The 12,233-nt window shown below is 56.1% G+C and carries 8 protein-coding genes; 3 read left to right on the forward strand and 5 right to left on the reverse strand.

Features of this window, described 5'->3' with window-relative positions; all coding sequences use genetic code 11:
* Positions 1–1,092, reverse strand: coding sequence for a UDP-3-O-(3-hydroxymyristoyl)glucosamine N-acyltransferase (gene lpxD / locus FE702_RS04430; protein WP_147125062.1), 1,092 nt, complete (start codon positions 1,090–1,092; stop codon positions 1–3).
* A gap of 32 nt (positions 1,093–1,124) precedes the next feature.
* Positions 1,125–2,735: a L,D-transpeptidase family protein gene (locus tag FE702_RS04435; protein WP_147125063.1), complete on the reverse strand. Its 1,611-nt coding sequence runs from the start codon at positions 2,733–2,735 to the stop codon at positions 1,125–1,127.
* 330 nt (positions 2,736–3,065) lie between these two features.
* On the opposite strand from FE702_RS04435, the gene mepK reads away from it, so the two are divergent.
* Positions 3,066–3,635, forward strand: coding sequence for a peptidoglycan L,D-endopeptidase MepK (gene mepK, locus FE702_RS04440; protein ID WP_147125064.1), 570 nt, complete (start codon positions 3,066–3,068; stop codon positions 3,633–3,635).
* A 200-nt stretch (positions 3,636–3,835) separates the two neighbouring features.
* Positions 3,836–6,550 (forward strand): peroxidase family protein, encoded by a 2,715-nt coding sequence (locus FE702_RS04445; RefSeq protein WP_186826980.1) that lies wholly within the window; start codon positions 3,836–3,838, stop codon positions 6,548–6,550.
* A gap of 97 nt (positions 6,551–6,647) precedes the next feature.
* Here FE702_RS04445 and FE702_RS04450 read toward each other — a convergent pair whose 3' ends face one another.
* Positions 6,648–7,676: an extracellular solute-binding protein gene (locus FE702_RS04450; RefSeq protein WP_147125066.1), complete on the reverse strand. Its 1,029-nt coding sequence runs from the start codon at positions 7,674–7,676 to the stop codon at positions 6,648–6,650.
* Here FE702_RS04450 and FE702_RS04455 point away from each other — a divergent pair.
* On the forward strand, positions 7,654–8,049 hold the full coding sequence (locus FE702_RS04455; protein ID WP_147125067.1) for a hypothetical protein: 396 nt from the start codon (positions 7,654–7,656) through the stop codon (positions 8,047–8,049). The two genes, FE702_RS04450 and FE702_RS04455, sit on opposite strands and share 23 nt — an antisense overlap.
* A 257-nt stretch (positions 8,050–8,306) precedes the next feature.
* On the opposite strand, the gene FE702_RS04460 is transcribed toward FE702_RS04455, so the two are convergent.
* Together FE702_RS04460 and FE702_RS04465 are read right to left on the reverse strand one after the other, a co-directional pair.
* A complete protein-coding gene (locus FE702_RS04460) occupies positions 8,307–8,651 on the reverse strand; it encodes a response regulator (RefSeq protein WP_147125068.1) in 345 nt (114 codons plus the stop codon).
* Between the two features lie 22 nt (positions 8,652–8,673).
* Positions 8,674–12,063: a CheR family methyltransferase gene (locus tag FE702_RS04465; protein ID WP_147125069.1), complete on the reverse strand. Its 3,390-nt coding sequence runs from the start codon at positions 12,061–12,063 to the stop codon at positions 8,674–8,676.
* Between the last annotated feature and the right edge of the window lie 170 nt (positions 12,064–12,233).

Genomic DNA, 12,233 nt, shown 5'->3' on the forward strand with positions numbered 1-12,233 from the left:
TTAGTCACTGCTGGCGGTGTTTGAAACCGCTTTCTTGAGCGCGGCAACGTCGCGGGCCAGATTAGGCAGCCTGCGCTGAACCTTATAGCTTTCGACATGCTGTTTCATTTGTACGGCGGGATAGCCCATCATCACGCGTCCGGCCGGCACATTCGACAAGATGACAGAGCCGAAGCCCGCAACGACGCGGTCGCCAAGAAAGATGTTGTCAGTCACGCAGGTGCGTCCGCCCAAGATGACGTTATTGCCGATCTGAACCGATCCGGCGATGCCCACCATGCCGCACAAAAGGCAATCTGTACCGACGTCGACATTGTGTCCGACCTGCACGAGGTTATCGATCTTGGTCCCGTTTCCGATGGCGGTTGGCCGGATTGTACCTGCGTCGATGCAGGAATTCGCGCCGATTTCCACGTCATCACCAATGGTAACGCCCCCAAGCGAATGAATACGTTCCCACGGTTGCGCCGCGCTATCGCCCTGTTCACCAAGCGTATCACGGACGGTTTCAGCTGCAGAGACCTCTGGCGTCACAAACGAAAAGCCATCGCCACCGATCACAGCCCCCGGCTGCGCGACAAAGCGGTGACCGATCTGTGTGCCCGAGAGAATGCGGACACCGTCACGAACGGTAGCATCATCGCCAATGTGCACGCCTGCCCCGATGCTGACATGGCTGCCCAGAACCGCGCCTGTACCGATGACAGCACCTGCGCCGATGCTGCAAAACGGGCCGATGACAGCGTCATCTGCGACCGTTGCGCCCGGATCAACCCAAGCGCTGGGATGAACGCCCGCGCCTTGGCGCCAATTACCGTCATACAGGCGGGTGACCGTGGCCATGGCATAGCGTGGCCGTTCCACAAGGATGGCACCGTCCAGACCCAGCGCCTGCCAATCGGCGTCGGCCCATAAAAGTGCCGCACGCGCCTGCCCTTGGGCAAGTGCCTCGGCATATTTTGGGTTCGACGCCAAGGCCAATTGCTGAGGCGAGGCCGCAGCAGGTTCAGCCACTGACTCAATCGTCAGCGACGTGTCCCCAACCGCACTTTGGCCGATGGCTTTGGCAATCTGAGCAAGTGTGTAAGTCATGGCACGGCCCCCAATGTCTGAGGGCCGTAGACCTAGCCGCGAACAGCGCGCAGTGCCACCCCTTGGGCGGCCATTGCCTTCCATATCTTGGCGTCACGACCATAGACGTCGCGACGGAAATGCAGGTTCCCGGCAGGCGACGTGAACGCCGTGCGATACACGATGTGCACAGGCAACGGCTTTTTCAGGTCAACGCGCGTTTCCTGTCCGGTGTTCAGACGCGCCTGGAAAAAGCCTTGCGGGTCAGATGTCTGCGCGCTCAGCACGGCATAGGCAAAGTCGAACGGGTCATTCAAACGGATGCATCCATGGCTGAACGCACGCACTTCGCGGCTGAACAGATTTTTGGCCGGGGTATCGTGCAGGTAAATGTTGTATTTATTCGGGAACATGAACTTCACCAGACCCAGCGCATTCCCGCGCGACGGAGGCTGGCGCATGTTAAACGGGAATGTGCGCTCGTTATACTGTGCAAAGTTCACCGCCGAACGGCTGACCTTGCGACCACGGCTGTCGGTGATCTCCAGATGGCTCACGGCACCCGGATTGCGCTTTAACAGCGGCAGATACTCTTTCGTTGCGATCGACCGTGGCACGTACCACGACGGGTTGATGACCATGAACTCCATGACATCCGAAAACTCTGGGCTGCGGCGGTCGCTGTCGACATGGCCGATCACGCTGCGCGTTTCGAACTCGACTTTGCCCTTGTTGCGGATCTGCGCCTTGAAGTCGGTCAGGTTGACCCAGACGTGACGATCACCGAGCGGCTTGTTGATCCAGCGTTCCCGCTCCATCGCAACCATGACCTGAGTCAGACGCACATCTACGCCCTTGTTGATTTCCGACATCGTCCCGGCACCTGCCACGCCGTCAGTGGAAAGTCCGTGCGCGAGTTGGAATTGTTGGACCGCTGCCTGAATGCTTTCGTCATAGGTTTGCGTTGTGGAACGCCCCATGAAGCCCATTGCAATCAGGCGATTGCGCAGGGCGACGACCGCATTGCCGCTTGCCCCTGGCTTCAATGATTTGGCAGGCACCTTATCGCCCCACCCACCCGTGGCGAGCAGTTTCTCAAGACGCAGTTTTTCCTTCATCAAGCGCACGTATTCAGGTGACTTCGGCGGAAGCGCCTTCATGAACCCGGATGGCGATGATTTACTAAAGGCAACAAGCGTCGCCTTACGGTCACGATATGGAACTGCGCGCACCAGTCCTGAGTCGACCTTTGAAGGCGTCACCATGCCCGTCTGCACATCCCGCGCGTATTGCAAAAATGCCTTGGTCAGCGTGACCTCAAGCGCGGCGCGCTGAGATTGAGTCTTCGCCGCGCGGATTGCCTGTTTCAGCGCCGCTTCATCATAACGGGCTGCGGGCAATCCATGATTGGTGGCACCGCGATAAGCCGCAAGAAGCGCCGTGCGACGTTGACGATCACGGTTGCCCTTCCCTGTCCAGATCGGCTTGTACGCGCGCTCTTGATAGAACGCGGCAACAGCCGCATCATCGGACGCCGCCTCTGCAATTGCTTGCTTGTAGGCTGTGACTTGCGCCGATGCTGGACCGTGGGACGCAAAAACTAGGAAAATCGCGAGCAGCGCTGAAAATAAGACAGCGGCCCAGGCGCGGAGAACAATCGACATGATGCGGTCCTGACGGTGATTGAATGAGGTCTTGCGCCTGTGTTTCGCAAAGCCTTGGAGCCAGCGTCTATTCACAATTCTGCCACAATCGTCACTCAGGCTCAGGCTGTGGCTAAAACCCCACGCGGTGTTGCATGAATGCCAAAACACAACGGCGTCATGAATTCATGCGCAAAAACTTGCCAATCCTTAGGGAACTTTTCTCAGGAGCGGAACAAAGGCTTGGGATACGATTCGAGTTGTGGCATATAGCCGATGCGCCAACTGGGGATGTCGTATCAGTTCAACTGAGACGGCAGGTGCAATAAAAGACGACGGGATACGAGGCACATGGCATCCATTCGATCAGATCGCGTTTCGCGGCGCGGATTTTTGCAGGCATTTGCAGCCACATCTTTGGTTGCAGCACCCACCTATTCCAACGCCGCAGGCTTCCTGCGTGGTGCAGGTGATATCCGTCGCATCAAGATGTATTCCGGTCGAACCGGCGAACATATCGACATGATCTACTGGATCGAAGGCAAGTACATCGCCGACGCTCTGAAAGAAGTGAACTACTTCATGCGCGACTGGCGTCAGGACCAAGCCACGGGGATGGATACGCGCACCGTCGATATCATCGCGGCGTCCCGCAACCTTCTGGATACGCCTGAACCCTTCATGCTTTTGTCTGGCTATCGCACGCCTCAAACCAACGCGATGCTGCGCTCGCGCTCGTCCGGAGTGGCCAAGCGGTCTCTCCACATGGAAGGCAAAGCTGCCGACTTGCGGATGAACGGGCGCTCTGTCAGCCAAGTGGCGCGCGCGGCCGCATCGTGCTCTGCTGGTGGCGTTGGCCGCTACTCGGGGTCGAACTTTGTGCATGTCGATTGCGGTCAGGTCCGCACCTGGGGTCGCTAAGGCCCAACGTTTCACAAATCGAAACACTCCGCGCTAAAGGGTCAGGATTGTCCCTAAGCCGTTGGCAATACGCCTTAAATCTCTCAAAAATTTGACTGAATCACGCCGCGCTGCAACATTTTGCCTTGGGTGGGACGCTCTGCGTTTGTGAGGTTTTTAAAATGGCGGGACGGTGTCCGTTTCTTGCTCAGCTTGAGCAAATGCCGCGTTTGACAGAAGCACGTTACGAAGACGGCCTCGGCGAGTTGTATGAAACAACTGACCCGATTGAGGTGTCTCGCGCGATTTTTGATCAGGACGGCGATATGCCGTCATCGCAAAACATCTCGACCCTTTTCACGACATGGGGCCAGTTTCTGGACCATGACCTGAGCCTGACCCCTGAAGGCCACGTCGAACAGATCGAGGTTGATGCCTTTGCGCATGGTGTGGGTCGGTCCGAGTTTATGGACGGAACCGGCGAAACCGGCCCGCGTGAATTTGGCAATGCCATCACATGGCAGATCGACGCGTCGATGGTTTATGGTTCCAACGCGGGTCGAGAAGCCGATGTGCGCAGCTTTGAAGACGGCAAGCTCGCCGTCACCGATGACCCGACATCAACGCATGGCCTCTTGCCAAAAGCGACGCAGGATACGGTCATGGCGGGTGATATCACGTCTGATGACCCCGTTTTCCTTGCTGGCGACGTCCGCGCCAACGAAAACCCAAACCTGCTGACCCTCCACACCCTTTTTGTGCGCGAGCACAATTACTGGGCCGAGCGCTTGGGTGAAGAGAACCCAGACTGGGACGATCAACAGATTTTCGAAGTTGCGCGCAGCATCGTTGAGCACAACATCCAAAAGATCACCTATGACGAATGGCTGCCGCATCTGATCGGCAACGTCATACCTGACGATCTGGAACATGACCCGGATGTCGATGGTCAGATCAGTCTTGAATTCTCAACAGCTGCGTTCCGCTTTGGCCACACGCTCGTATCGGGGCATATGCCGCGCCTGAATGATGACGGTACTGTCTTTGAAGACGGTCATCTCGCCTTGATGGACGCGTTCTTTAATCCTGACGCAGTCAAAGACGGCGGAATTGACGCCCTGATCCGCGGTCAGGCTGCCGAACATGCCCAGGAGCTGGACACCAAGGTTGTCGATGACCTGAACTTTTTCCTTGCGACACCAGACGGAGTGTCGGGTTTCAGTCTTCCGGCTTTGAACCTGATCAGGGGTGCCGATCACGGCATGGGCTCCTACGTAGACGTCCGCGCGCAACTGATCGGTGACATTGATCCAGAAGCGCTCGACCCGACTGATTTTTCGATCCTGACGGCGGATGAAGAACTGCAGGCCGAATTGGCCAGCGTCTATGACACGGTCCATGATATCGATCTGTGGGTGGGCGGTCTGGCCGAAGACAATATTGATGGCACCCTGATGGGCCCCCTCTTCTCTCATATCCTGACCGATCAATTCATGCGCACGGCGCAAGGTGACGAAACCTTCAACCAGCTTGATCCGCGCCTGACCGGAGATCTGCTGGACGAGGTGTTGGCATCGGCAAATATGTCATCGGTCATCTTGCGCACGACCGATATCGACCTCATTCAGGATGATCCGTTTGTTGTTGCACCGCGCGGGTTGATGCCCACCGATGCCATTGAAGGCACCTGGATGGATGATGACATCGACGTCACCGCATTGGCCGTCGATGGCAGCATCCGCACAGAAGATGGTGATGACACCGTCAATCTGATCGGCGGCTCGACCGTCGCCGGGAAAATCGACACAGGTCTTGGGGATGACGTGGTCGCGATGTCCTCTGGCTCGGTCCGCTATGATATCGACATGGGCCCCGGCGATGACAACGAACAGGTCCTGTTGTCCGGCAATGCCATCGTGGGTGATGATGTGCGGTCTCAGGATGGAAACGACCGGATCGAATTGACCAACATGGCCCGCATCACCGATGATCTGGCGACCGAGGGTGGGAATGATCGGGTTCTCATGGACGGCAAGTCAAAGGTCGGCGGTTCCATCCGCACCAAGGACGATGACGACATCGTGGTCATGTCCGAACAGGCCAGCGCCGGTCGCGTTGCGCTGGGCAGCGGCGACGATGTCATGATCCTGAGCGATGATGCCCACACCGACAGCGTCCATGGTGGCTCTGGCGAGGATGTGCTGTCCCTTGGGTCGTCGACCTATCGGGTTGAGTTTGACCAAGACGACGACAGCAGTGGCACCGTGTTTTTCACGGATGCCGAAGGCGCGGATACAGGTCGCATCCTGGACTTTAGCGGCATCGAGGACCTCGCTGATGCCATCGCCACGCAGGACTCCGATGTCCTCGTCGGCACTCTAGGCCGCGATACCATTCACGCAGGAAGCGGCGATGACCGCGTTCTGGGCCTCGATAGTCGGGATACGATCATGGGTCAGAGCGGAGATGATGACATCGACGGCGGCACAGGACATGATCGACTGAACGGAGGATCAGGCGATGATACCGTGTCCGGCGGGTCAGGAGACGACCGCATAGCCGGCAATTCTGGCCACGATGTTCTTGGCGGCGGCGCAGGCGACGACATGCTACGCGGCGGGTCAGGTGACGATGTCCTAGACGGCGGCTCGGGTGACGACACATTGATGGCCGGATCCGGCGATGACAGCATGACAGGTGGCGCAGGAAGCGATCTCTTCAAGCTGTATTCCGATATGGACGGCAGCAACCTGATCACTGACTTCGGCGAAGGCGATAGTCTTTGGATCACCCGTGCGACCGAGGACGAAATCATCACCGTCCTGTCCGGTCAGGGCGATGGTGACGATACGCTGATCACCTCGGACATGAATGCAGATTGGCAGATCCTCGTAGAGAATACCGATCTGGATGAGGACGACATTAGCCTCTTCTAAGCCAATTGAGCGCACCACTCGGGCCGCGCCACCGGTCCCGGTACCCCCAAAAAAAAGGGCGCCTCTCTGGCGCCCCTCAAGGTTTGTGTGAAGCTGCTTATTTCCAACCAACTTCGTTAAAGATCATCTGGGCCATCGGCACGTTTTGCGCCACTGCCGACAGGTCCACATCATCCGGGCGGAACAGACCAAGCGCTGCAACTGATGGGCTGATCGCGACGCCAGCAACGGCTGGGTACTCATCGTTGCCCGCGCTGAAATATTGCTGTGCCTGATCAGAGGCGAGGTATTCCATGAACTTGATCGCGTTGTCTTTGTTCGGTGCGTTCGCCGCAACACCGCCACCCGACAGGTTCATGTGTGCGCCTTCATCGTTTTGCGCAGGGAAAACCCAACCAATATTGGCACGGGCGTCCTCTGGCAGGCCAGAGACCTCTTTGCGGATCGCACGGGCAAAGTAGTAGGTGTTCGAGATCGAGATATCACATTCCCCCGACACAAGACCGCGCAGCTGGTCGGTATCACCGCCCTGTGGGTCACGGGCAAAGTTTGCAACAACGCCTGCCGCCCAATCCTTGGCCGCCTCTTCGCCGTAGTTTTCAATGACCGCGCTCAGCAGGGTTTGCGAATAGACGTTGGTCGACGACCGGTGGCAGACCATCCCTTGGTAGGCTGGATCGGCCAGATCGACATAGGTTTGCGGCGGGTTTGCGACGTCATTCTTGTCATAGAAAATGATCCGCGCGCGCTGGGAAAAGCCGAACCACTGATTGTCGGCATCCTGAAGGCTTGCCGGGATGCGGGCCTCAAGCACGTCGCTTTCAATCGACTGCAAAACGCCGGCATTCTTGGCGCGCTCAAGACGTGATGTGTCGACCGTCAACAGAATGTCGGCGGGGCTGTTGGCGCCTTCAGCTTCCATCCGGGCAATCAATTCATCGGCTTTGCCTTCGATCCGGTTGATGGTGATCCCGGTCATGTCCTCAAAATCCGAATACAACCGTTCATCGGTGTCATAGTGGCGCGAGCTGTAAAGGTTCAGCTCTCCCTCGGCATAGGCCGCAATCGCCGAACCGAAAGTTGCGGCAACCGCAAGCGCGAGAATGGACGTCTTGGTTGTGGTCATTTTTGAACCCTCCGTAAAACCTTATTCATTTACTCAACTACTAGATTCGACAGCAAAGGCAACACTATTTCCGACAAAAAAAATCAGCTTTGAAGGCTACCGTCAGAACATGCTGAAAACATGGCAAATTCACGCTGTGAGCCAGACGCGCGCACAAAGCGTGCCTATGACCAGCACATCCAAGAATTGGCATCAAAAAGGCGGTAAATTTTCAGGGGATTGGCGGATGCAACAGGACTCGCAGTCCTTTCTGCTCTTTGACCGCCTTATCGCGGCGCGTCTCGACCTCGCCTCGACGCCGCGAGCAGGCGCAGATGTTTCCGCGTTTTCCGTGTCGAATCTTGTTGCGATCCCCGCAACGCGCGGAGGATGAGCCCAAATTAAACAAATTAAGCCGCAAGGGCGCCACCGGCGGGACATGGGTGTGTTGCAGACGTAGCGCGTTCGCTATGTCCCTTCGCGCGGTCATCACCTCAACGCCCTGCCCACGGCGCACCAGTGGCTTGACTGCTGCCGCTCCACTCATTTGGTGGGCTGCGCCTCAGGCCACGCAGGCCTTGTTACGTTTCGCTCGGAAAACACACCTTCGCGAGCCCTCATGATCCGTAATTTGCACAGGACCTAAGCGGGTCAATCCGTCCCAAGAACTGACTTGATCGTCGCCTTTATTTCAGCTCGCGTTGAAGGCTTTGGGAGGAAGCGTATGTGCTCGTTGTTGCTGACTTGGTCTCTCGTGATGTGACCGGAATGGATGAGCGTCGGAACACCACGTTGGGCATATTCTTCAGCGACTTCTCTGCCGCAACCGTCCGGCAGATTTGCATCGAAAATGGCGAGGTCAACGCGTATGTCGCCAAGGTTCCTCAAGTCATTCAGTGTCCCGACAACTGTCACCTCAGCGAATTCCATGCCTTGCAGGATCGCCTTGAGGCCAAGCGCAATGACGAGTTCGTCTTCGACTACGAGCGCGTGCATCAATTATCTCCTGAAACTTTGCCTACTTGACGCGAAGCTCGAACGTAATGTCGAGCGTTCCCGGAGCGGCCTCTCTTACGATCGAGCCTCCGCCCATCTGAGCGGCCCCGTCCAAAAGAGATGTGCCAAAGCCCGGGGCATCATCGTTATAGTCCAATCCTTCGCGCGCTTCTTGCCACTTGACCTGCAACATATCTTGCCGGGTCTTCTGCCATTCTATTGTCAGTGAGCCATCTGGCGTCGAAAGCCCGCCGTATTTGAACGCATTGGTCGCCAATTCATGCACAACCAGAGTGAAGGCATTCAGTGTATCCGCAGAGATGGTCTGCTCGGGCCCGCTCAGGACTGCGCGGCGATCTGGATCGAATGGAAGAAGAAGCTCTCTGAGCAGTGCTTCAACCTCGATCTGATCAAAAGAGACATTCTTGCGTGCCATATCATAGGCGTTTGCCAGCGCAGTCACCTGTGAATCGAGACCGTCCACCAGTTCTTCAACGTCTGAGGTCGAATTTGCCGACATCCCGATCAAAGAGGTGATCACACCAAACAGGTTTTTGATACGATGGCTCATCTCACCGACGAACATCCCCTCCCGGGAGGTACGGACGATATCGGTGATATCAATCGTCGGCCCGATGACGCGGATGCCATTATTCGGCGTTTCAACCCGCGAGCCGCGTGTCCGGAACCACTTGGTTCCCTGTTCAGGATGCTCGATCCGAAAGTCGAATTCGTACTCGGTGCCATCGGTAATTGCGGCTTCAAGCTTGTTAAAGGCGATGGCTTTATCAACGTCCGGCATGAACTGAAATGCGTGACCAACAGGATACTCACCTTTTCCTGCCAGACCGAACTGCGCGGCCAAGGTGCTATCAACCGAAACCTGCTGTGTTTCTGGGTTCAGCTCTGCAAAGCCCATCTTGGCTGTCTCCATCGCAAGCCGTCGGCGAAGAATTTCGCTTTCAAGCTTTTTGCGCAGGACCGTCCCCTCGGTAACGTCACGGATTGTAATGGTTGCGCCACTCCCTTCACCGGTCGTCTCAACATACGGCGTGATCGCGATGTCATAATATATGCCAAGGACGGCGCTTTGGCCTGTCACCGTTTCCGGCTTGCCCGTATCGACGACAGATTTGACCATGTCGAGAAAGCCCTCAGGGGCAAAGTCCATCCGCAATTCGCTGATCAAGCGGCCATAGTCGGAGCTTCTGACGCCGATGAAATCACGCGCGTAGTCGGTTGTTCGGCGAATGCGCAACTCTTTGTCGACCATCACGATCCCAACCGGGGATGAGCTGACAAAGTTTGCAATCTCGGCGTGAGCAGAAGTTAGCTGATCGATCTTTTCCTTTAGCTCTTGGTTCGCAGTCGTAAGTTCTTCGTTCGCAGACTGAAGCTCTTCGTTCATCGAGAGCATCTCTTCGTTTGAGCTCTTCAACTCTTCATTAGCTGTATCGGCTTCTTCGGCTACGGCCCGCCTGCGATCCCGTTCGCGTTCAAGTTCCGCATTCAACCTTGCAAGCCGCTCATCCACGGTTGGCTGCGCGATTGCATATTTCTCGGTGAAGCTTTGCAAACGGTCCGTTTGGATGAACAAAATCCCGTACTCACCGTCAGCCAGCGGTTCGCAAATGATGTCGAATTTCGCTTTGCCGAACGGTGTGATCGCTTCCTGATCGACTAGGGCTCCGCTCTTTTGCGACTGTGCCGTGTCCTCAAGTAATGCCACGACGGTGTCTCTCAGGGAACTCCGAACGGAGTTGTAGATCGTCCGGTTCGCGGTGGTATTGGTCTCCAGAACCAAGCCGAGTTCACCGTGTGTGTCCCGAATTCTTCCCGACTGAGTTACAATAATAAACGGCGGAGCGTATTTGCTTATGACGCTATCAATGCCTGAAACTCGAGTTTGAGGGCCGGTCGCGACATCGGGGCTTTCGATGTCCTCGGTCTTTCTTCGCATCTCTGCCCATGGTTGGCCTATGATCGGCATCCGTCCTCTTGGGCCGTAGGATTGGTAGATGCGGTGTTCACTGTCGACGACCGAGAACAGATCATCGGCACGGTTCGCAGTCTCGGAGTTCCCCAGAAACAAGTAACCATTTTGATTGAGCGAGAAATGAAACGTTTTGAATGCTTCCATCTGTGCCTTTTCGTTCAGGTAAATCAGCACGTTTCGACAAGACACGAGGTCCATGTTCGAGAACGCCGGCATCATCAGGAAGTCGTGTTGCGAGAACCGAATATTTTGCCGAAGAGCGTTCGTGAACTCATACCGGTCATAGCCGACCTGTCGCGTGTAGCGATCACGGTATTTCTGCGGGATTTTCAGGTATTCCGCTTCGGAAAACGTCAGTTGCCGCCCGGTTTCAACCACCTTAGCGAAAATATCGGTGGCGAAAATCTGAACGTAAAGCGGCTTCGCGTGTTGTTCGATCAAATACGCGACGCAACACGCAATCGAATACGCTTCCTGACCCGACGAACACCCCGGCACCCAAATCCTAAGATCGTCGTTGGCGCTCTTTTTGGCAATGATGGGTTCCAAAGCCTGTTCCACCAGCGCGTCAAAACTCTCCGGATCACGGAAGCAGGAGGTCACATTGACGTAAAAATCGTTCAGCAGCGCAACTTGCTCTTCGGGATGTGCTTCGAAGAACTCGAGATATTCGTTCGGCGCGAGCTTCCTGATTTGTAAGCGCTTTATCAGGCGCCGCATAAGGGTCCCGCTCTTGTAGGACCGGAAGTCCACGTTGAAGCGTTGGTATAGCCTCTGGATGATGGTTTTGAGCGGTGCGTGGTTTGGCTCAGCAATCTTGCCGCCAGACCAATCTAGGGCTTCATGACCTTTGAAATACTCGGTTATGGCTGCAACAATGTCTTGTGCTGGAAGGACTTGGTCAACATTGCCTTCGATCATCGCGGCGACGGGCATGCCGTCGTATTGCGCTGCCGAAGGTTCCTGAACAATCGTCAGGCCTCCTGCGGATTTTGCCTGACCAATTCCATAGGACCCGTCGGTGCCCGTGCCGGACAGAATGACGAAAGCGGACTTTTCGCCGTTTTCTTCCGCCAGCGATTTGAACATGTCGTCAATCGGACGTCTGACTCCGCGGGGCTCTGGAAACGGATCCAGTTTGAATTTCGAGTGCGCAATTGATGCCGTGAATGCGGGCGGAATGACGTAGATATGATCCGGACGGACTTCGCCGCCATCTTCCATATGGGCAACGGGAAGTGGGGTTTTCCGCGATAGCAGGTCAACCAACAGGCTTTCTCTGTCTGGCTGAAGATGCATCACAAGAAGATACGCAATCCCATCGCCCATCTTGGCTTCACTCAGCATCGTGGTGGCGGCTTCTAGACCTCCTGCGGATGCGCCCACGGCGACCACGGGAAATTCAAGTGTTTGCAAGAGTTAACCTTTCCCTCACATCATGTCTCGTAGCTTGGGTAAGAACAGCACCCAATCAACACACACTACGATCGTGCCGGCCCACCAAACCGCACATGCCATTGTTGTTGCACAGCTTTATCGGCAAGGCCAGAAATTGTTCATGCAGTGGATCTAGCTGGTCACGGGCC

This window comes from Shimia ponticola (genome assembly GCF_007995215.1).
In the GTDB taxonomy this organism is placed as follows: Bacteria; Pseudomonadota; Alphaproteobacteria; order Rhodobacterales; family Rhodobacteraceae; genus Shimia_B; species Shimia_B ponticola.

Bases quoted from the DNA above. Each gene is read 5' to 3' on its own strand.
- lpxD (WP_147125062.1), bottom strand. From the start codon at position 1,092: ATGACTTACACACTTGCTCAGATTGCCAAAGCCATCGGCCAAAGTGCG.
- FE702_RS04435 (WP_147125063.1), bottom strand. From the start codon at position 2,735: ATGTCGATTGTTCTCCGCGCCTGGGCCGCTGTCTTATTTTCAGCGCTG.
- mepK (WP_147125064.1), top strand. From the start codon at position 3,066: ATGGCATCCATTCGATCAGATCGCGTTTCGCGGCGCGGATTTTTGCAG.
- FE702_RS04445 (WP_186826980.1), top strand. From the start codon at position 3,836: ATGCCGCGTTTGACAGAAGCACGTTACGAAGACGGCCTCGGCGAGTTG.
- FE702_RS04455 (WP_147125067.1), top strand. From the start codon at position 7,654: ATGGACGTCTTGGTTGTGGTCATTTTTGAACCCTCCGTAAAACCTTAT.
- FE702_RS04450 (WP_147125066.1), bottom strand. From the start codon at position 7,676: ATGACCACAACCAAGACGTCCATTCTCGCGCTTGCGGTTGCCGCAACT.
- FE702_RS04460 (WP_147125068.1), bottom strand. From the start codon at position 8,651: ATGCACGCGCTCGTAGTCGAAGACGAACTCGTCATTGCGCTTGGCCTC.